At 61.9% G+C, this 20,306-nt stretch carries 18 protein-coding genes and 3 pseudogenes; 13 read left to right on the top strand and 8 right to left on the bottom strand.

Translation table 11 applies throughout. From position 1 onward, the window contains the following. From CSV86_RS14295 to gloB, 4 genes and pseudogenes are all read right to left on the bottom strand, one after another. Positions 1 to 1,848: an extracellular solute-binding protein gene (locus CSV86_RS14295; RefSeq protein WP_009400256.1), complete on the bottom strand. Its 1,848-nt coding sequence runs from the start codon at positions 1,846 to 1,848 to the stop codon at positions 1 to 3. Further along, positions 1,845 to 3,673: pseudogene (locus CSV86_RS14290) on the bottom strand (extracellular solute-binding protein). The gene CSV86_RS14295 and the pseudogene CSV86_RS14290 overlap by 4 nt, the downstream one beginning before the upstream one ends. Positions 3,674 to 3,791: 118 nt before the next feature. Then, positions 3,792 to 5,236: pseudogene (locus tag CSV86_RS14285) on the bottom strand (lytic transglycosylase domain-containing protein). A gap of 100 nt (positions 5,237 to 5,336) precedes the next feature. After that, positions 5,337 to 6,116, bottom strand: coding sequence for a hydroxyacylglutathione hydrolase (gloB, locus tag CSV86_RS14280; RefSeq protein ID WP_009400250.1), 780 nt, complete (start codon positions 6,114 to 6,116; stop codon positions 5,337 to 5,339). A gap of 79 nt (positions 6,117 to 6,195) precedes the next feature. Between gloB and CSV86_RS14275 the strand changes: the two are divergent. The 6 genes and pseudogenes from CSV86_RS14275 to CSV86_RS14250 all read left to right on the top strand — a co-directional run bounded on the left by CSV86_RS14275 (position 6,196) and on the right by CSV86_RS14250 (position 11,762). Next, positions 6,196 to 6,989: pseudogene (locus tag CSV86_RS14275) on the top strand (class I SAM-dependent methyltransferase). Beyond that, positions 6,986 to 7,432: a ribonuclease HI gene (gene rnhA / locus CSV86_RS14270; protein WP_009400248.1), complete on the top strand. Its 447-nt coding sequence runs from the start codon at positions 6,986 to 6,988 to the stop codon at positions 7,430 to 7,432. Before CSV86_RS14275 ends, rnhA begins: the two are co-directional and overlap by 4 nt. An 86-nt stretch (positions 7,433 to 7,518) precedes the next feature. Further along, a complete protein-coding gene (dnaQ, locus tag CSV86_RS14265) occupies positions 7,519 to 8,265 on the top strand; it encodes a DNA polymerase III subunit epsilon (RefSeq protein ID WP_009400247.1) in 747 nt (248 codons plus the stop codon). A gap of 87 nt (positions 8,266 to 8,352) precedes the next feature. Further along, positions 8,353 to 10,608, top strand: coding sequence for a lysine-specific pyridoxal 5'-phosphate-dependent carboxylase LdcA (locus CSV86_RS14260; protein ID WP_009400246.1), 2,256 nt, complete (start codon positions 8,353 to 8,355; stop codon positions 10,606 to 10,608). Positions 10,609 to 10,666: 58 nt separating this feature from the next. Beyond that, a complete protein-coding gene (locus tag CSV86_RS14255) occupies positions 10,667 to 11,236 on the top strand; it encodes an SPOR domain-containing protein (RefSeq protein ID WP_009400245.1) in 570 nt (189 codons plus the stop codon). A 100-nt stretch (positions 11,237 to 11,336) separates the two neighbouring features. Next, positions 11,337 to 11,762, top strand: a complete 426-nt coding sequence (locus CSV86_RS14250; RefSeq protein WP_009400243.1) for a hypothetical protein — start codon at positions 11,337 to 11,339, stop codon at positions 11,760 to 11,762. Between the two features lie 2 nt (positions 11,763 to 11,764). On the opposite strand, the gene CSV86_RS14245 is transcribed toward CSV86_RS14250, so the two are convergent. Further along, positions 11,765 to 12,454: an endonuclease gene (locus tag CSV86_RS14245; RefSeq protein ID WP_009400241.1), complete on the bottom strand. Its 690-nt coding sequence runs from the start codon at positions 12,452 to 12,454 to the stop codon at positions 11,765 to 11,767. A gap of 5 nt (positions 12,455 to 12,459) precedes the next feature. Further along, positions 12,460 to 12,705, bottom strand: coding sequence for a DUF1654 domain-containing protein (locus CSV86_RS14240; RefSeq protein ID WP_009400239.1), 246 nt, complete (start codon positions 12,703 to 12,705; stop codon positions 12,460 to 12,462). Between the two features lie 387 nt (positions 12,706 to 13,092). Between CSV86_RS14240 and CSV86_RS14235 the strand changes: the two genes are divergently transcribed. The 5 genes from CSV86_RS14235 to rbsK are packed head-to-tail and all read left to right on the top strand — an operon-like array spanning position 13,093 to position 18,512. Continuing rightward, on the top strand, positions 13,093 to 14,040 hold the full coding sequence (locus tag CSV86_RS14235; protein ID WP_009400237.1) for a sugar ABC transporter substrate-binding protein: 948 nt from the start codon (positions 13,093 to 13,095) through the stop codon (positions 14,038 to 14,040). Further along, complete coding sequence (locus CSV86_RS14230) at positions 14,037 to 15,581, top strand: sugar ABC transporter ATP-binding protein (RefSeq protein ID WP_009400235.1); 1,545 nt, start codon at positions 14,037 to 14,039, stop codon at positions 15,579 to 15,581. Before CSV86_RS14235 ends, CSV86_RS14230 begins: the two co-directional genes overlap by 4 nt. Further along, complete coding sequence (locus CSV86_RS14225) at positions 15,578 to 16,567, top strand: ABC transporter permease (RefSeq protein WP_009400233.1); 990 nt, start codon at positions 15,578 to 15,580, stop codon at positions 16,565 to 16,567. The genes CSV86_RS14230 and CSV86_RS14225 overlap by 4 nt, the downstream gene beginning before the upstream one ends. A gap of 4 nt (positions 16,568 to 16,571) precedes the next feature. Beyond that, on the top strand, positions 16,572 to 17,594 hold the full coding sequence (locus CSV86_RS14220; RefSeq protein ID WP_009400232.1) for a LacI family DNA-binding transcriptional regulator: 1,023 nt from the start codon (positions 16,572 to 16,574) through the stop codon (positions 17,592 to 17,594). A 9-nt stretch (positions 17,595 to 17,603) separates the two neighbouring features. Continuing rightward, positions 17,604 to 18,512 carry a ribokinase gene (rbsK, locus tag CSV86_RS14215; RefSeq protein ID WP_009400230.1) on the top strand — a complete coding sequence of 303 codons (909 nt, stop codon included), beginning with the start codon at positions 17,604 to 17,606 and terminating at the stop codon, positions 18,510 to 18,512. Here the strand turns inward: rbsK and CSV86_RS14210 are convergent. Further along, complete coding sequence (locus tag CSV86_RS14210; protein ID WP_009400229.1) at positions 18,457 to 18,717, bottom strand: hypothetical protein; 261 nt, start codon at positions 18,715 to 18,717, stop codon at positions 18,457 to 18,459. The genes rbsK and CSV86_RS14210 overlap by 56 nt on opposite strands. A gap of 183 nt (positions 18,718 to 18,900) precedes the next feature. Between CSV86_RS14210 and CSV86_RS14205 the strand changes: the two genes are divergently transcribed. Continuing rightward, a complete protein-coding gene (locus tag CSV86_RS14205) occupies positions 18,901 to 19,203 on the top strand; it encodes a hypothetical protein (RefSeq protein ID WP_009400228.1) in 303 nt (100 codons plus the stop codon). Between the two features lie 136 nt (positions 19,204 to 19,339). Further along, positions 19,340 to 19,660 carry an I78 family peptidase inhibitor gene (locus CSV86_RS14200; RefSeq protein ID WP_009400227.1) on the top strand — a complete coding sequence of 107 codons (321 nt, stop codon included), beginning with the start codon at positions 19,340 to 19,342 and terminating at the stop codon, positions 19,658 to 19,660. 198 nt (positions 19,661 to 19,858) lie between these two features. Here CSV86_RS14200 and CSV86_RS14195 read toward each other — a convergent pair whose 3' ends face one another. Further along, positions 19,859 to 20,173 carry an ArsR/SmtB family transcription factor gene (locus CSV86_RS14195; protein ID WP_000349485.1) on the bottom strand — a complete coding sequence of 105 codons (315 nt, stop codon included), beginning with the start codon at positions 20,171 to 20,173 and terminating at the stop codon, positions 19,859 to 19,861. Between the last annotated feature and the right edge of the window lie 133 nt (positions 20,174 to 20,306).

Raw genomic sequence — 20,306 nt, 5'->3', positions numbered from 1 at the left:
TTACTGTTCCCCGTCGGCTGCGGTGTCCTGCGGCGTCACCGGGGTGGCCGGCTTGACCTCGGGCTTGATCCACCAGGTATTGATGCCGATATCGTACTTGGGCGGAGTGTCCGGGTGGCCGATATGGTTCCAGTAGGCCACGCGCCAGGTCTTGATATGCCAGTTCGGCACTACGTAGTAACCCCAGAGCAATACGCGGTCGAGCGCGCGGGTATGGGCAATCAGGCTCTGCCGCGAGTCGGCGTTGATCAGCGATTCCACCAGGCTATCGACGGCCGGGTCCTTGAGGCCCATGTAGTTGCGGCTGCCCGGGTTCTCGGCGCTGCTGCTCTGCCAGAACTCGCGCTGTTCGTTACCCGGGGAATTCGATTGCGGGAAACCGCCCACGATCATGTCGAAGTCCCGGGAGCGCAGGCGGTTGATGTATTCGGCGACATCGACGCGGCGGATATTCAGGGTGATGCCGAGATCGGCAAGGTTGCGCTTGTAAGGCAGGAGGATGCGTTCGAACTCGGTCTGTGCGAGCAGGAACTCGATGGTCAGTGGCTTGCCCTGGGCATTCACCATCCGGTCGTTCTCAATGCGCCAGCCGGCATCCTGGAGCAGTTTGTAGGCCTGGCGCTGCTGTTCGCGGATCATGCCGCTGGCGTCGGTGACCGGGTTCTTGAATTCCTCGCTGAAGACCTGCTCGGGAATCCTGCCGCGCAGCGGTTCCAGGAGCTTTAGCTCATCGGGGCCAGGCAGGCCCCGGGCGGCCATCTCCGAGTTTTCGAAATAGCTTCCGGTGCGGGTGTAGGCCCCGTTGAACAACTGTTTGTTGGTCCATTCGAAGTCCAGCAGCAGGCTCAGCGCCTGGCGCACCCGCACGTCCTGGAACACCGGGCGACGCAGGTTGAAGACGAAGCCCTGCATGCCGGTGGGCGTGCCATTGGGGATCTCCTCGCGGATCAGGCGTTTTTCCCGAACGGCGGGGATGTTGTAGGCGGTGGCCCAGTTCTTCGCGCTGGTCTCGAACCAGTAGTCGAACTGCCCGGCCTTGAGCGCTTCGAGGGCTACGGTGTTGTCGCGGTAATAGTCGACGGTGATGGTGTCGAAGTTGTAGAAGCCGCGGTTGATGGGCAGGTCCTTGCCCCAGTAGTTCTTGTCGCGCACCAGGCGGATCGAGCGTCCTGGCTTGACCTCTGCGACCTTGTACGGCCCGCTGCCCACCGGGATTTCCAGGCTGCCCTTGGTGAAGTCGCGGCTTTCCCAGAAGTGTTTCGGCAGCACGGCGAGCTGCCCGAGGATCAGCGGAAGCTCACGGTTGTTGCTGTGCTTGAACTTGAACAGGACCTTGAGCGGGTCTTCGGCGACGACCTCGGCGACGTCCGCGTAATAACCGCGGAACATCGGGGCGCCGCTTTTCATCAGGGTATTGAAGGTGAACACCACGTCTTCCGCGCGCACCGGTGTACCGTCATGAAAACGCGCTTCCGGGCGCAGGTAGAAACGCACCCAACTGTTGTCCGGGGCTTTCTCGATCTGCTTGGCCAGCAGGCCGTACTCGGTGAAGGGCTCGTCCAGGCTGGCGCGGGCCAGCGTGTCGTATACCAGGTCGATGTTGTCTGCCGGCACACCCTTGCTGATGAACGGGTTGAGGCTGTCGAAGCTGCCGAAACCATTCTCGCGGAAGGTGCCGCCCTTTGGCGCGTCGGGATTCACATAGTCGAAATGCTTGAAGTCCGCCGGGTACTTCGGCGCTTCGTTGTAAAGGGTCACGGCATGCTGCGGCGCAGCCAGACCCGGCAGGCTCAGGCCGGCCAGAAGCAGGCCGCCGAGCATCAGGCGCAGATGGGGCATCGGCATCATTGGGCGTTCTCCGAAGGCTTGAGCCACCAGGTATTCAGCCCCAGGGTATAGGGCGGGGTGGTGACGAAGGCGAACCGGTTGCGGTAGGCCAGGCGGTGATAGTCGAGATACCAGTTGGGAATCATGTAGTACTGCCACGACAGCACCCGATCCAGGGCGCGGGTGGCGGCCACCTGGTCATCACGGGTCTGTGAGGCGAGAAGGGCGTCGAGCAGGTGGTCGACCACCGGGCTGTCGACTCCGGCGTAGTTCTTGCTGCCCTTGGTGCTGGCCTGGCTGGAATGGAAATACTGCCATTGTTCCAGCCCGGGGCTGAGGGTCTGGGTCAGGGTCATCAGGATCATGTCGAAATCGAACTGGTCCAGGCGCTGCTTGTACTGGGCCCGGTCGACAGTTCGCAGGCGCGCGTCGATGCCGATGCTGGCGAGGTTCTCCACGTAGGGCTGGAGAATGCGTTCCAGGTTCGGATTGACCAGCAGGATCTCCAGCCTGAGCGGCTGGCCGTTGCTGTTCAGCAGACGCTGCCCGTCGAGCTTCCAGCCGGCCTTGCCGAGCAGTTCCAGGGCCTGGCGCAACTGGTCGCGGCTGATCCCGCGGCCGTCGGTCTGGCTGACGGCGAAGGGTTTGGTGAACATCGCGGCGGGCAATTGGTCACGGTATGGCGCCAGCAGCAGCCACTCCTTGCCCACCGGCAAGCCTCCGGCGCTGAATTCGCTATTGGGATAGAAGCTGGTGGCACGCCGGTAGGCGCTGCTGAACAGTGCCCGGTTGGTCCATTCGAAGTCGAACATCAGGCCCAGCGCCTGGCGTACGCGGCGATCGGCAAAGGCTGCACGCCGGCTGTTCATGAACAGCCCTTGGGTCTGGGTCGGGATCTGGTGCTTGATCTGCGCCTTTATCACTTGGCCACGACGCACCGCCGGAAAGTTGTAGCCATTGGCCCAGTTTTTCGCCTGGTGCTCGATATAGATGTCGAACTCGCCGGCCTTGAAGGCTTCGAATGCCACGTCGCTGTCGCGATAGAACTCGTACTCGACGCGATCGAAGTTGTACTTGCCCCGATTGACCGGCAGGTCCTTGCCCCACCAGTCCTTGACTCGCTCGAACACCAGGCGCCGGCCCGGCTGTACCTCGCTGATGCGATACGGGCCACTACCCAGTGGTGGCTCGAAGGTGGTGGCCTTGAAGTCGCGCCCTTGCCAGTAATGCTGTGGCAGCACGGGCATTTCACCGAGACGCAGGATCAGCAGGGGATTGCCGGCACGCTTGAAGACGAAGCGGATGCGCTGGGGTTGAGCACATCGACCCGTTCGACCTCCTGGAGGTTGGTGCGGTAGATCGGGTGGCCTTCCTTGAGCAGGGTGCGGTAGGAAAATGCGACATCCGCCGCGGTGATCGGCCGGCCATCATGGAAACGCGCCTCCGGACGCAGGTTGAAGACCACCCAGCTGCGGTCTTCCGCATATTCGACCGAACGGGCGATCAGCCCGTAGCTCGACGTCGCCTCGTCTCCGGACGGGTCGTACTGGCCGGTGCCGACCATCAGCGTTTCATTGAGCTCGTTGACCCCGTATTGCAGGAAGTTCGGCGTGGTAACCGGGCTGCTGCCCTTGAAGGTATAGGGATTGAGGGTGTCAAAGGTGCCGAATGCCATGGCACGCAAGGTGCCGCCTTTTGGCGCTTGCGGGTTGACCCAATCGAAGTGGGTAAATTTGGCTGGGTACTTGAGCGTGCCGAACTGGGCGTAACCGTGACTTTCGGTGATCGTTGCGCCCGCGGGAAAGCTCAAGGCCAGGCTGAATGACAGCAGGAGGGGACGTATCAAGTCGGCGATCCGATCCAGGCGGCTTGGGCTTTGTTTCCCTACAGTAACAGCTTGTATCGGCAGGAAAAAGAGCGCATCCGTGGCGTCTGGCGCCGCAGTCGGGCGGCGCCTTCCTTTATCAATGAGGCAGGTAGACGGTGAGTGTCTGGCCTGGCTTCAAAGCCTGGCCGCTGCGCGGATTCCAGCGCTTGAGATGTTGCATCTCGACATTGAAGCGTTTGGCGACCAGGTACAGCGAATCACCCTTGCGCACCTTGTACTGGGTGGCGCGCTGCTTGTTGCCGGCAGCAGGTGCCGACTTCGTGGTCGAGGCCAGCTTGATGGCCGGCTGGCTGCTGTTCATGACCAGGGTCTGGCCTGCGCTCAGGCGGTTGCCCTTGAGCTTGTTCCAGCGTTGCAGGTCCTTGACGCTGACCCGGTTGGCCTTGGCGATGCTGCCCAGGCTGTCGCCACGCTTGACCTTGTAGCGCACGCTGCGTGCAGGCGGGGTTTCGGCTTCGGCGAGGGCGGCCTTGAACACTGCGGCCTGGGGTTGCAGGGCGAGCAGTTCCTCGGGCTTCATGCTCGACAGGCTGCTGGTCAGCAGTTGTGCCTTGGCAGTGGGCACCAGCAACTGCTGGGGCCATCCACGGTCATGCGTTTCTTGAAGGCAGGATTGAGCTGGAACAGCTCGTCCTCGTCGATCTCGGCCAGGGCGGCGACCCGCGACAGGTCGAGGCGGTCCTTGATGGCAACGGCTTCGAAGTAGGGTTCGTTGGCGATCGGATTGAGGTTGACCCCGTAGGCCTCCGGAGTCAGCACCACCTGGGACAGGGCCAGCAGCTTCGGCACGTAGTCGCGGGTTTCCTGGGGCAGCGGCAGGTTCCAGTAGTCGGTTGGCAGGCCGAGCCGTTCGTTGCGCTCGATAGCCCGGCTGACGGTGCCTTCGCCCGCGTTGTAGGCGGCCAGGGCCAGCAGCCAGTCGCCGTTGAACATGTCGTGCAGGCGGGTCAGGTAGTCCAGCGCGGCGTTGGTCGACGCGGTGATGTCGCGGCGGCCATCGTAGAAACGGGTCTGGCGCAGGTTGTAGTGACGCCCCGTGGAGGGAATGAACTGCCACAGTCCGACCGCGTGGGCACGGGAATAGGCCAGCGGGTTGTAGGCGCTCTCGATTGCCGGCAACAGGGCCAGCTCCAGTGGCATTTCGCGTTCTTCGAGGCGCTCGACGATGTAGTGGATATAGAGGCTGCTGCGGTCGCCAGCGGTCTCGAGGAAACTCGGGTTGCTGGCAAACCACAGGCGCTGCTGCTCGATACGCGGGTTGACGCCGATATCGTCCTGCAACTGGAAGCCCTGGCGAATGCGCTCCCAGACGTCCTGCGGCGCCTGCTCGGCGGGCTTGGCCTGGACGAACACAGGCTTGTGCTTCACGCGGGGCTGGACGTGCATGCGAACGGCTTCGTTGTCGCCCATTTGACTGGTGCTCTGGCAGCCCACGAGGGTGGCTGTCAGGCCGAGCGCGACGGCCTGTGCAAGGCGCGTCATGGCGACGGTGGTGAAGGTTCTGCGGCGATTGGACGACATTGGCTGGGACAGAGTTCCGGGCGAAAATGTCGGGCGATTCTAGAAAGCGCCCCCAGGCGGGTCAACCTTTCAGAACCAGCCGGTCATCAAGCGGCAATCATCAGAACTTATCCTTCCATGCCCTCAGCCCAGCAAAAACAGCACTTGGCGTAGGGTTTAAGGCTCCCGTCCGTTCGTCTGCTTTTTCTTTAACGGATGTTTCTTCCACTCGCAAAAAAGGGTTGGTCAGACGTTCCAGGGCGATGGTCGAGGGCAAGGTGATGCGATTTTCCGCACGCAAGCGGGAAACTTCTTCGAACCGTGCTAGAACCTGCTGGTTGGCCGGCTCGACGGCGCAGGCAAAACGCAGGTTGCTCAGGGTGTATTCATGTGCGCAGTACACCAGCGTCGTTCCCGGCAAGGCAGCCAGGCGTTGCAGTGAGTCGTGCATCTGCTGCGGCGTGCCTTCGAACAACCTGCCGCAGCCGGCGGCGAACAGGGTGTCGCCGCTGAAGAGCAAGGGCGTGGCGGGCTGGTCGCTGAAGTAGGCGATGTGCCCGAGGGTGTGGCCGGGAACCGCGAAGACCCGGAAGTCGGTATCCAGGACCCGTACCACCGCGTTGTCTTTAAGGGCCAGGTCGCGTCCGGGAATGGCTTCGCTGGCCGGCCCGCAGACCCGCGCGCCGGTGGCCGCCTTCAGGGTTTCGACACCGCCGGTATGGTCATGGTGATGATGGGTCACGAGGATATCCTCCAGGCGCCATCCGGGATGCTGCCCAAGCCACTCCAGCACCGGTGCCGGATCGCCCGGATCGACTACTGCGCAGCGGCGGCTTTCGGCGTCCTGCAACAACCAGATGTAGTTGTCATTGAAAGCGGGCAAGGCTTCTATCTGTATCATCGAGCGATTCGCCAAACGTGGGACAAGGGTGCATCTTAGTAGCTATGTGTTCCATCGAGAACCTTCAAGGGAGAATGCAATGACCGATCAAGCCTTCGCCCACGCCGATCCGCAATGGCTCGAACTGATCACCCTGGCCCGCGACTGGTTCGCCGGGCCCTTGGGACAACTGATGCTCGCCGAGGAGCAGCGCCTGCTCGAGGACGAACTGGGCCGTTATTTTGGTGGCTATCTGGTCCATTACGGACCTGGCGCCGAGCCACCCCCCACGGCCCCCCAGGTGCAGCGCAACGTGCGGCTCGGTGCGCCACTGCCGGGAGTCGAAATCGTTTGCGAGGAGCAGGCCTGGCCGCTCAGCGAACATGCGGCCGACGTTGTGGTGCTGCAACATGGCCTGGACTTTTCCCTGTCGCCCCACGGCCTGCTCCGCGAAGCGGCCAGCAGTGTGCGCCCGGGGGGCACCTGCTGATCGTCGGCATCAACCCCTGGAGCAGTTGGGGCATTCGTCGTGTATTCGCCCACGATGCCTTGCGCAAGGCTCGCTGCATCTCGCCGTCGCGGGTTGGCGACTGGCTCAACCTGCTGGGGTTCGCGCTGGAGAAACGCCGGTTCGGGTGCTATCGTCCGCCGCTTGCCTCGCCGGCCTGGCAAGCCCGGTTGGCGGGGTGGGAGCGTCTTGCCGGGCGCTGGCAGGGCTCCGGTGGCGGGGTCTACCTGCTTGTCGCGCGCAAGATGGTGGTCGGCCTGCGACCGTTGCGCCAGGAGCGCCGCGAGCCGATGGGCAAGCTGCTGCCGCTGCCGCTGGCCAAGGTCAATCGCCAGGCGCCCCACCCGGAAGGCAGACCTTTCAACGATGAAAAAGGCTGTACATGAGCGATAGCGTCGAGATCTACACCGATGGTGCCTGCAAGGGCAATCCCGGCCCAGGCGGGTGGGGCGTCCTGATGATCTACAAGGGGGTCGAGAAGGAGCTCTGGGGTGGCGAGCGGGAAACCACCAACAACCGCATGGAACTGATGGCGGCCATCAAGGGCCTGGAGGCGCTGCGTCGCGAGTGCGAGGTGCTCCTGGTGACCGACTCCCAGTACGTGATGAAAGGCATCACCGAGTGGATGACCAACTGGAAGAAACGGGGCTGGAAGACGGCCGCCAAGGAACCGGTGAAGAACGCCGATCTCTGGCAGTTGCTCGACGAGCAGGTCAACCGGCACAAGGTCAAGTGGCAATGGGTACGCGGCCATATCGGCCATCACGGCAACGAACGTGCCGACCAGTTGGCCAATCGCGGAGTCGACGAGGTCCGCGGCATGCGCTGAGGCGCGTGCCGATGAATCTCCGGGACGCCATGGCGAAGCTGGGTTAAGATTCGCCGTTTTCAGCAACACGGCAGGAGATCACCGGCGTGGATTTGCAAAACAACAGGTCGGTAGTCCTCGATACCGAAACCACCGGTATGCCGGTGACCGATGGCCACCGGGTCATCGAGATCGGTTGTGTCGAACTGATCGGTCGGCGTTTGAGCGGGCGTCACTTCCACGTCTATCTGCAGCCGGATCGTCCAAGCGACGAGGCTGCCATCGGCGTTCACGGCATCACCGACGCCTTCCTTGTGGGCAAGCCGCGTTTCGCTGAAGTCGCCGACGAGTTCTTCGAGTTCATCCAGGGCGCGCGCCTGGTCATCCACAACGCATCGTTCGACGTTGGCTTCCTCAACAATGAATTCGCCCTGATCGGCCAGCAGGATCGCGCCGACCTGTCGCAGCATTGCGAGATTCTCGACACCCTGATGATGGCCCGTGAGCGCCATCCGGGGCAGCGCAACAGCCTCGATGCCTTGTGCAAACGCTACGGCATCGACAACTCCGGTCGTGAATTGCACGGCGCCTTGCTCGACTCCGAGCTGCTCGCCGATGTCTTCCTGGCGATGACCGGTGGCCAGACCAGCCTGTCGCTGGCTGGCACCGAGGGCGAGGGTGAGGGTGCGGCGAACCAGGGCAGCGAGATCCGCCGTCTGCCCGCAAGCCGGCAGGCCGGACGTATCATCCGCGCCACGCCCGAGGAACTCGAAGCCCACCTTGCCCGCCTCGAAGCGGTGGCCAAGTCCGCCGGTGCCCCGGCCCTGTGGCAGCAACTGGCGCAGGGCAACTGAGGCATTTCCCGCGCGCCATCGCGGCGACCTTCTACCCTGAGATGAACGGCCCACGAGGCCTGTCGCAGGAAGAAGGTAACGCCGCTCATGTACAAGGACCTCAAGTTTCCCGTTCTCATCGTTCACCGTGACATCAAGTCCGACACCGTGGCCGGTGACCGTGTCCGTGGCATCGCCCAGGAACTGGCCCAGGACGGTTTCACCATCCTCAGCGCCATCGACTACGCCGAAGGTCGCCTGGTCGCCGCCACCCATCACGGCCTCGCCTGCATGCTGATCGCCGCCGAGGGCGCCGGCGAGAACACCCATCTGTTGCAGAACATGGTCGAGCTGATTCGCCTGGCCCGCTCCCGTGCGCCCCATTTGCCGATCTTCGCCCTGGGCGAGCAGGTCACCCTGGAAAACGCCCCCGCCGATGCGATGAGCGAGCTGAACCAGTTGCGCGGCATCCTGTACCTGTTCGAAGACACCGTGCCTTTTCTCGCTCGCCAGGTTGCCCGCGCTGCGCACAATTACCTCGACGGCCTGCTGCCGCCATTTTTCAAGGCGCTGGTGCAGCACACCGCGCAATCCAATTACTCGTGGCATACCCCGGGCCACGGTGGCGGCGTAGCCTATCGCAAGAGTCCGGTAGGGCAGGCGTTTCACCAGTTTTTCGGGGAGAACACCCTGCGCTCCGACCTCTCGGTTTCCGTGCCGGAACTGGGCTCGTTGCTGGACCACACTGGCCCTTTGGCAGAGGCCGAAGCCCGCGCCGCGCGCAATTTCGGTGCCGACCACACGTTCTTCGTGATCAACGGCACTTCGACGGCGAACAAGATCGTCTGGCATTCGATGGTGGGCCGCGATGACCTCGTGCTGGTGGATCGCAACTGCCACAAGTCGGTGCTACACGCGATCATCATGACCGGCGCGATTCCCCTGTACCTCTGTCCGGAGCGCAACGAGCTGGGCATCATCGGGCCGATTCCGCTCAGCGAGTTCAGCGCCGAGTCGATCCAGGCCAAGATCCTTGCCAATCCGCTGGCCAGGGAGCGTGAGGCGCGGGTCAAGATGGCGGTGGTGACCAACTCCACCTATGACGGCTTGTGCTACAACGCCGAGATGATCAAGCAGACCCTTGGCAACAGCGTCGAGGTCCTGCATTTCGACGAGGCCTGGTACGCCTATGCGGCCTTCCACGAATTTTTTGCCGGACGCTACGCCATGGGCACCTCGCGCAGCGCCGAAAGCCCGCTGGTGTTCAGTACCCACTCCACCCACAAGCTGCTTGCCGCCTTCAGCCAGGCATCGATGATCCATGTGCAGGATGGCGGTCGTCGACAGCTGGACCGCGACCGTTTCAATGAAGCGTTCATGATGCACATCTCCACCTCGCCGCAGTACAGCATCCTGGCCTCTCTGGATGTGTCCTCGGCGATGATGGAAGGGCCGGCGGGGCGCTCGCTGCTTCAGGAAATGTTCGACGAGGCCCTGAGTTTCCGGCGCGCCCTGGCCAACCTGCGCGAACACCTTGGTGCCGACGACTGGTGGTTCAGCGTCTGGCAGCCGCCGCGGGTCGAGGGTATCCATCGTGTCGCCACGGAAGACTGGCTGCTCGAGCCCCAGGCGCAGTGGCACGGCTTCGGTGATCTCGGCGAGGACTACGTGCTGCTCGACCCGATCAAGGTGACCCTGGTCATGCCCGGCCTGGATGCGGCGGGAAGCCTGGATCGCAATGGCATTCCCGCGGCGGTGGTCAGCAAATTCCTCTGGGAACGCGGCCTGGTGGTGGAAAAGACCGGGCTCTACTCCTTCCTGGTGCTCTTTTCGATGGGGATCACCAAGGGCAAATGGAGCACGTTGCTCACCGAACTGCTGGAGTTCAAGCGCAGCTACGATGCCAATACCGAGCTGGCCCACTGCCTGCCGTGCGTTGCCAGCCTGGATCCGCAGCGTTACCGCGGCATGGGGTTGCGTGATCTGTGCGATCAGCTGCATGCCTGTTATCGCAGCAATGCCACTGCCAAGCAGCTCAAGCGCCTCTACACCCGATTACCGGAAGTGGTGATGAAGCCGTCCGTGGCCTACGACAAGCTCGTTCGCGGCGAAGTGGAGGCGGTTCCTATCGAGCAGTTGCTGGGCCGTGTCGCTGCGGTGATGCTGGTCCCGTATCCACCGGGCATTCCGCTGATCATGCCTGGTGAGCGCTTCACCGAGGCGACCCGGTCGATCATCGATTACCTCGCTTTCGCGCGGGCTTTCGACACGGGTTTTCCCGGATTCGTCGCCGATGTGCATGGATTGCAACATCAGGAAACAGATGCTGGGCGGGTGTACACCGTGGACTGCGTCAAGGAGTAGCGGACCGGGAGTGTGGCCGGGTGCTAGAATCCGCCGCTTGAATTCAGGAGGTAAGCGCGTGCGCAAAGTGGCGGTGGTAATGGCAGTGCTGGCCCTGGCCGGCTGTGACAACGATGCCGAGCGGGTGCACAAGCAGGTCGCCGAGCACCTGCAGAATCCGAAGACGGCCAAGTTCGCCAACGTGCGGTTCAATACCAAGGGCGATATCTGTGGCCAGTTCCGCGGCAAGGACGACAACGGCAACTACCTGCCATACCGCAGCTACGTAGCGATCAAGAACGGCGCGGATTACAACATCATCATCGACGAAACCGGCAACGATTTGCGTATCCGGGAAGTCTGCGGTGGTGCTGACCTGCAGCGTCGTGCCGATGCCCTCGCCAACGACCCGGCACCGCAGGGGTGGGATGTGGAAATCGTCCAGGGGCCGAACATGGGGGCGTTGAGCGATATCACCGCGCGCCTGATCGAGAAGGGCATCCCGTCCTCGGTGGTCTACCGTGACGGCAAGCCTGTGGTCCTTCTCGGGCCGTTCATGGAAAAGGCCGAGGCCGTGGCCAGCAAAGACGATGTAATGGCACGCCTGGGCACCGACTCGGTGGTCATCCAGCACGACGCCCCGCGATAATCCTTTGTGTAATGTCCTCTGGAACGGTATTGGCGCATTGTCGGTCTATGCTCATTGATAGAGGTGTTTCAATGAGTGCGGCAACGGTGAGGAGGGGGCCATGTCCACGCTGGAGCGAGCCATTACGGTTGCAGCCCGTGCCCATGAAGGGCACCGGGACAAAGGCGGCGCTGCGTACATCCTGCATCCATTGCGGGTGATGCTGCGGGTTTCGACTACCGAGCAGCGCATCGTCGCAGTGCTGCACGAGGTGCTTCAGGATTCACCCATGACCCTGTCCGATCTGGCGCGCGAAGGCTTCGCCCTGAAGATCCTTGCTGCGGTGCAGGCGTTGAGTCCACGCTGCGATGAAAGCGACGAGGAATTCGTCGCCAGGATCGGCAATGACCCGCTGGCCCGGGCAGTCAAGCTGGCGGACCTGGCCGATGAAAGCGATCCGGGCCGCATCCAGGTTGCAGGCCCTGCCGACATTGCCCGACTGCAGCGTTGCCAGCAGGCCAGTGCCTATCTACAGACGCTGGCCTAACTTCAACTACAGGCCTTGAGATCAACCGGGCCGACGAACTCGTTGCCGTGGCCCATTACGCACGCTACGCGCTGGTTGCGTTGGCGCTCCCAGGCCTGTGCCGGATAGGTCTTGTTCCAGGCTTCGTACAACTGGCGGTCCTGCCTGGACAAGCGCAGGTCATATTGTTTGCTCATGTAGAAGTAGGTGCGCGCGATCATTCCTCGAATGGAAGGGCGCGGCATGACCTTTTTCGCCTTGAAATCCACCTGGGTCAGGCACGAACCATATTGCCCGTGTTGCTCGGGCAGCCAGCCGAAAGCGAAGTTGCTGCGATCACCATTCACCTCGCCGATGCTCGGCACCAGGTTGTGCAGGTCGGCTTCTGCACGCTGGTACAGGGTATCGTTGCGCGAACAGTTCTTGCGTCCACCGCTTTGCCAGCATTGGCGCTGATGACCGATCTGCCAGGCCGGCACTATGTGCTCCCACTCGATCCGCGAGGCGCGGTTGGCATTCTTGCGCGGGACGTAGCCACAGCCAGCAAGGTCCACCTTGTTCCCGGTGTACTTGCAACCACAATAGAACTCCGTCGATTGCGGGGCGTACAAGCGCCAGGCGATCTTCTTCGCTTCGCTGAAAGTCCGAGGTGCGTCTGCGTGGGCGGTGAGGCTGAACAACAGGCAGCTGGCTGCCAAAAACGTGAATCTCATCCGCGTCAGTCTTCCTTCGGCACCGTCCAGAAAATCTGCACGCCGCCATCGTCGCGATGGGCGAGGGTGACGTTGTCGTTCTCTGCTATTTCCTCGAGCAGGGTTTCCCAGTCGTCCGGGGACTCCTGTTCGAGGCGAAAGATCAGCGCCGCCTTCGAGCGCTGGGCGGTCGGGGAATTGATGATTTTCTGGATGCGCACGCCGAGTTGCTCATAACTGCTGGCTGGCGTGGTAGCGGAGGGAGTGGCCACGAAAGTGTTCCTTGTTTTTGCTGTATGCGTATACAGTATTTAACTGTAGGATTTTTCGCAACAGCTAGTCGTTTCGAAGAGGGGGTATGACTGCTTCGCCGCAGTTTTGCTGCATGGCCGGAAAAACAATTTTCAGTGAGGGTTCGCCTGGCTCATGTAGGACTGTGCGAAAGCTGGCCCCTTGCCTGAAATCGAAAAGGCACTTTGTTCCCTCGGGAATTCCGGACTGTTCCAATTGAAAGTTTGGATTTCCAGGCGTTTGAGCGACAATTTCCCGAATGTCGTCGCGTGGTGGCTGCCTATTTGACAAAGCCCTGTGCCGCTTTCATAGTTGCGTACAGCAAACGTTTGCTATCCGATAAAAAAGCAAAAAACGGAGTGAACTTCATGCATTTGCCTTCCCTTGGACGGATCCGGGCCTTGGCCGTACTCGCCGTTCTTTTCACTGCTTCCGTCGCCTGCGCCGAAGACCGCCCCAAGGTTACCCTGGTCATGAAGTCCCTCGCCAACGAGTTCTTCCTGACCATGAAGGATGGCGCCAAGGCCTATCAGAAAGAACACCCGGATGACTTCGAACTGGTGTCCAACGGCATCAAGGACGAATCCGATACTGGCGCGCAGATCCGTATCGTCGAGCAGATGATCGTCTCCAGGGTGGATGCCCTGGTAATCGCACCTGCCGATTCCAAGGCACTGGTGCCAGTGATCAAGCGCGCCATGGATGCCGGCATCATCGTGATCAATATCGATAACCGCCTCGATCCCGGGGTGCTTGCGAGCAAGCAACTCAGCGTGCCCTTCGTCGGGCCGGACAACCGCAAGGGCGCGCGTCTGGTCGGCGACTACCTGGCGAGCAGGCTCAAGGCCGGTGACGAGGTCGGCATCATCGAAGGGGTGCCGACTACCACCAATGCGCAGCAACGTACCGCCGGCTTCCAGGACGCGATGGAGGCAGCCCAGATGAAGGTTGTCTCGGTACAGTCCGGCAATTGGGAAATCAACAAGGGCAATGCCGTTGCGTCGGCGATGCTCAACGAATACCCCAATCTCAAGGCCTTGCTTGCAGGCAACGACAGCATGGCACTGGGCGCAGTCTCGGCGGTGCGCTCGGCGGGGCGTAGCGGTCAGGTTCAGGTGGTGGGGTACGACAACATCAAGGCCATTGCGCCGATGCTGGCCGACGGGCGTGTGCTCGCCAGCGCCGACCAGTATGCCGCCCGACAGGCAGTATTTGGCATCGAGGCGGCGTTGAAGATGCTCAAGGGCGAAAAGCCAGAGGTGGATGGCGACAATGTCATCCAGACGCCGGTCGACCTGGTGGTCGGCAAACAATGAGCACCGACGTGCTACTGACCGTCAGCGGGGTAGGCAAGACCTACGCCCAGCAGGTGCTTGGCGGCATCGACCTTACCCTTCGGCGCGGCGAGGTAGTGGCGCTTACCGGCGAGAATGGCGCGGGCAAGAGTACGCTGTCGCGGATCATCGCCGGCCTGGAACTGGCCAGCGCCGGAAGCATGGAGTTCCAGGGGCGTCCCTACCAGCCAGGCAGTCGCACTGTTGCCGAGCGCCTGGGTGTACGAATGGTGATGCAGGAACTCAACCTGCTGCCGACTCTCAGCGTTGCGGAAAACCTGTTCCTCAACCAGTTGCCCGGACGCTTCGGCTGGATCGATCGCAAGCGCCTGCGGCGCCAGGCCGGGGTGGCCATGGCGCGCATGGGGCTGCAGGCTATCGATCCGAATACGCCGGTGGCAGAGCTGGGCATAGGCCACCAGCAGATGGTCGAGATCGCCCGCAACCTTATCGGCGACTGCCATCTGCTGATTCTCGACGAGCCCACTGCCATGCTCACGGCGCATGAGGTTGAACTGCTTTTCGAGCAGATAGAGCTGCTGCGTGAGCGCGGAGTCGCGGTGCTTTATATCTCCCACCGATTGGAAGAGCTCAGGCGCATCGCGCAACGTATCGCGGTACTGCGCGATGGCCAGCTGGTCTGCGTCGAGCCGATCCTGCGCTACAGCAGCCAGGAGTTGCTCAGGTTGATGGCGGGGCGGGAGCTGGTCGAGCATATCCAGGCGCCAGATCGGCGGATTGGCGAGCCGTTGCTGCGGGTCCGCGGCCTGGGGCGAGGAGAAAAGGTCGTCGATGTTTCGTTCGAAGTGCGGGCTGGCGAGGTCTTCGGGTTGTTCGGCCTGGTGGGCGCAGGACGTACCGAACTGCTGCGCCTGATCTACGGCGCAGACCCTGCCGATCACGGCACGCTGGAGGTGGGCCGGCCACTGCGGAAATGCCGCATCGATTCGCCGATGGCGGCGGCGCGTCTTGGCATTGCCCTGATCAGCGAGGACCGCAAGGGCCAGGGTCTGCTTCCGGGCGAGTCGGTCAGTGCCAACCTGGTCCTGGGGAACCTCGCAGCGGTATCCCGCGCGGGTATGGTGAGCCAAAGCGCCGAGCGGGCGCTGGCCGAACGGTGCATCGCTGCCCTGGGCATACGTAGCGCAGGATCGGAGCAGTTGGTCAGGGAGCTGTCCGGCGGTAATCAGCAGAAGGTCGTGATTGGCCGATGGCTCGAACGGGACTGCCAGGTATTGTTGTTCGACGAACCGACCCGGGGCATCGACGTCGGCGCGAAGCTGGATATCTATCATCTGCTTGCCGAACTGACTCGCCAGGGCAAGGCGCTGGTGGTGGTATCCAGCGACCTGCGCGAGTTGATGCTGGTATCCGACCGTATCGGTGTGCTCAGTGCGGGGCGGCTGGTGAGTACCTTCGAGCGGGGCGACTGGAGCCAGGACAACCTGCTGGCTGCGGCCTTTTCCGGCTATCACGAACCTGAAGCGCTGTCGTCCGCGGCAGCGCCGGGAAATCCGCCATGAAGACATCCTCCCTGGGTACTGCGCCGACGGCCAAGCGTGCCCCCGGTCGGCTTGCGTTCGGCACCTGCTTCGGCCTTGCAGGTGCCCTGCTGGGCATGGTTGCCCTGTTTTCCCTGCTCAGCAGCCATTTCCTGTCCTACGCGACCTTCAGCACGCTTGCCAACCAGATTCCCGATCTGATGGTGCTGGCGGTAGGCATGACGTTCGTGCTGGTCATCGGCGGAATCGATCTCTCCGTCGGCTCGGTGCTGGCCCTCGCGGGTTCGGTGGTGAGCGTCGCCATGCTGGGTTGGGGCTGGAGTGTATTGCCGGCAGCCTTGCTGGGCATGGGCAGTGCGGCCCTGGTCGGCAGCCTTACCGGATCCATCACCGTAGCCTGGCGTATTCCTTCCTTCATCGTATCCCTTGGTGTGCTGGAGATGGCCAGGGGTGCTGCCTATCAACTGACCGATTCGCGCACTGCCTATGTCGGGGATGCCCTGGCCTGGTTGTCCGATCCCATCGCCTTTGGCATTTCGCCGTCGTTCCTGATTGCCCTGGCCGTGATCGTGTTGGCCCAATTGGTGCTGGTGCGTACGGTCTTTGGCCGCTATCTGGTCGCAATCGGCACCAATGAAGAGGCCGTGCGCCTGGCCGGGGTCGATCCCCGGCCCTACCGGATCCTCGTGTTTGCCCTGATGGGTTTGCTTGCCGGCCTGGCGGCACTATTCCAGGTCTCCCGGCTGGAGGCGGCCGACCCCAATGCCGGCTCCGGCCTGGAGCTGCAGGTCATCGCCGCCGTGGTGATCGGTGGTACCAGCCTGATGGGCGGGCGTGGCTCGGTGGTCAGTACGTTCTTCGGCGTACTGATCATTTCCGTGCTGGCGGCGGGGCTGGCGCAAATCGGGGCGTCGGAGCCGACAAAGCGCATCATTACCGGAGCGGTCATCGTGATCGCCGTGATTATCGACACTTATCGCAGCCGGCGCACAGGTCGGTGGAATTGAAAGCATGGCAACCATAAAAGACGTAGCGGCACTGGCTGGAATTTCCTATACCACCGTGTCCCATGTGCTGAACAAGACCCGGCCGGTCAGCGAGCCGGTGCGTTTGAAGGTCGAGGCCGCGATCGCCGAACTCGACTATGTGCCCAGTGCAGTGGCGCGCTCCCTCAAGGCCCGCAGCACCGCAACCATCGGTCTGCTGGTGCCCAATAGCGTCAACCCGTATTTTGCCGAGCTGGCCCGGGGAATCGAGGATGCCTGCGAGCGTAACGGCTATTGCGTCATTCTGTGCAATTCCGACGACAATCCGAAAAAGCAGCGCAGTTATTTGCGGGTGCTGCTGGAAAAGCGCATCGACGGCCTGATCGTGGCCTCGGTGGGGGAGGAGCGCGATCTGCTCGAGAGCCTGTCAGGCGTGCGAACACCCATGGTCATTCTCGATCGCGAGCTGGAGGGGGTTGACGCCGATCTCGTGCGCATCGACCACGAGCAGGGAGCCTATCTGGCGACCCGGCACCTGCTTGATCTGGGGCACGTGGATATCGCCTGCATCAATGGCCCGGCGCAGACCAGCGTGGCGAAGATGCGCCTTGCCGGCTTCCAGCGGGCCCTGGCTGAAGCGGGGGTGAGCTTGCCCGAGGGGCGGGTGGTCAGCAGCGAGTTCACCAGCCTCGGTGGTTACGGTGCGGCAGCCCGCCTGCTCGCCGGCGACCGCCCGACGGCGATCTTCGCCGGCAACGACATGATCGGCATGGGTGTATTGCGCGCTGCTGCCGAGCGTCATATCACGGTGCCGGGCGAGTTGTCGGTGATCGGTTTCGACGATATCCAGATGTGCCAGTACGTCTATCCGGCGTTGACCACGGTCGGGCAGTCCATCCGTGACCTTGGCGAGATGGCTGCGTCGATGCTGTTGCGGCGCATAGTGGCTGCTGGAACGCTACCTGTGGAACAGCGGATCGTCGCGCCGAAGATCGTCCTGCGCGAGTCTACCGGGCGCAGTCCTGACCTGTTCGGCGCAGAGGGCTGAGGGCGCATCATGCAGGGCAGGGTTGTGGTGATCGGCAGTCTCAACATGGACCTGGTGACTCGCGCACAGCGTCTGCCACGAGCAGGGGAGACCCTGGCGGGAGAATCTTTCACCACGGTCCCCGGGGGCAAGGGGGCGAACCAGGCGGTCGCCGCTGCAAGGCTCGGGGCCGAGGTCGCGATGATCGGTTGTGTCGGTGATGATGCCTATGGCCAGTCGCTGCGCGAGGGGCTGATTGCAGAGGGTATCGACTGTCGAGCGCTCGAGGTGGTTGCTGGCATGTCCAGCGGTGTGGCGTTGATCGTGGTGGATGCAGCCAGCCAGAACACCATCGTCATTGTCGCGGGCAGCAATGGTTGCCTGTCCTCTCGCTTGATAGAGCGTTTCGACGCGATGCTGCAGGGGGCGGATGTGGTGGTCTGCCAGATGGAGGTACCGCCGGATACCGTGGCATTTGCCCTTGCACGAGCGCGGCAACTGGGCAAGACGGTGATTCTCAATCCTGCGCCGGTCAACGGTCCACTGCCCGTGGAGTGGCTGGCCTCCGTCGACTACCTGATTCCCAACGAAAGCGAGGCGGCGGCCCTGACCGGCCTGCCCGTGGACGACCTGTCCTCGGCGCAGGAGGCAGGCCGGCATCTACGCGGCCTGGGCGCGGCTCGGGTCATCGTTACACTGGGGGCGCAAGGTGCGGTAATGGTCAGTGCCCGGGGAAGCGAGCATTTCGCCGCGCCAGTGGTGCAAGCAGTCGATACCACGGCGGCCGGCGATACCTTCGTCGGTGCGTTCGCGGCGGCTTTGGCTCGCGGCTGCACCGAGCATGAGTCGATTCTTTTCGGCCAGCGTGCTGCTGCGATTTCCGTTACTCGCGCAGGGGCCCAGCCGTCGATTCCTCGTCTGGAAGAGCTCGGTGGCTGACGTCATGGGGATGAGCAGCCAGCGGGTCGTTCCGGTAGCGCTCGAAGACCTGGTCGATGAAGAGGCGGGCGGCATCGCTACCCATCTCCTTGACCAGCAGGTCGATTGCGATAAGGCTCAGTTCTTCCGCTGTTCCCGGGCTATAGGCGCTCTGTCCTTCAGGCCATTTGACCTTGATGTCGGCATCGATGCTGTGGCTGGTCATGGAGATCTCACGGTTGCCGTTTTATTGAAAGCATGCCGCTGGTTCCAGGGTCCCTGTGCTTGCATGACCGGGTTCGGTGCGGTGCTTTCAGTTTAACCGTGTTCCAGGGGAGGTCGCTCTGCGACTTAGGCATAAGGATGCCGACATGGCAAACTATCGGTATTTCTCCGGCAGGACCGCGGCATGACCATCGATCTCAACGACCCCCGGCAATTCACCCTCGACAACGTCCGGCAGTTGCTTGCCAGCGGCAATCCGATGAAGCACAACCAGTTGCGTGTCAGTCGAGCGGGGCAGGCCTGGTTGTCCGAAGTGGTTGGCGGCGCGCAACTGGATGGCTTGCTGTTCCGGCTGGAAACCTGGGCAGCCGGTTCCGGCTGCGTGGGGGCTGTGGCTGCGGAAGATGAGCGCTGGGTTCGGCAAGTGTTCAAGGTCTTGCAGGATAACTGGTCAAGGCCTGTCAGCGACTATATTGATCTGTACTGAATCGATCTGTGCAAAATCCAGACACTATTGCCATTTTTCCTGAGCATGCGACTCAGGCAAACTGACCCGCTTTTGTAACAACTGGCATCAGATGCTGTCGGAACGAACAGCATTCAGCATCCCTTAAGGAGGATTCATGTTTCATTTGCGTGCGTCACTGGTGAGCCTCTTGGCTGCTGCCGTTCTGGTCGGCTGCAGCAGCGGTGGCAGTGCATCGAAGACACCCGAGCCGGTGGCTCCTGCGAACACTGATGGTCGTTGCGACGCTGGCAATGCCGGATTTGTCGTTGGCAAGCCTGCGTCTGCCGACCTGCTGGAGCAGGCGCGCAAGGCAAGCGGCGCACAGTTGGCCCGTATCCTGAAACCTACCGATGCGATCACCCTGGAGTATCGCTCCGAGCGGTTGAACCTGCATGCCGATGACAAGGGCATCGTCAATCGCGTCAATTGCGGCTGATTTGTTGCGCCAATGAAAAAACGGGTATCCGGAATTTCTGGTTGATAAAATGCCAAAGATGTAAAGAAGAAAATCTTTCTCAGCGGATTATCTGATTGATCCTCTTCAGCCTACTCTACTGCCAATTTTCTGTTTCCACCTTCGCCTGAGTCTTCATAGCGATGCTGACTAGGGAGGACAGCGAGAGCTGGGCAAGCGTCAAAGCGGTTCTGGTTCATGCGCAATCCGGACACCTGCACAACATTCCTCTTGTAAGAAACCGATCAAATTCTCTAGGTGCCCATACTCGGGTATACAGACAATCGTGCGGCTATGTTTCTCCTGCCGGATCAGCCCTACCTTGGCCATGCGCGCAAGGTGATGTGATAGCGTCGAAGCAGGAATACCCAGCCCCTTCTGGATATCTCCGACCGAAGCCCCATCATGGCCAGCTTTGACCAGAAAGCGGAACACGGACAGTCGGTGACTATTCCCTAGCTCAGCTAAGCTGGCTGCAACCTTTTCGTGATCCATAGCACGCCCCAATAATTCGATGTTTCTAGAATTATAGTTGACAGGTCGGATAAACGCAAGTAGGCTGCGTACATCATTTCGACAATACTAGAAATATAGGAGTAATATTGAATGTCATCTCAACTCCAAGACG

The organism is Pseudomonas bharatica CSV86, assembly GCF_000319305.2.
Taxonomy (GTDB): Bacteria; Pseudomonadota; Gammaproteobacteria; order Pseudomonadales; family Pseudomonadaceae; genus Aquipseudomonas; species Aquipseudomonas bharatica.
Note: the sequence above shows the minus strand (reverse complement) of the source record. Positions and strands in the feature narration are given on the sequence as shown.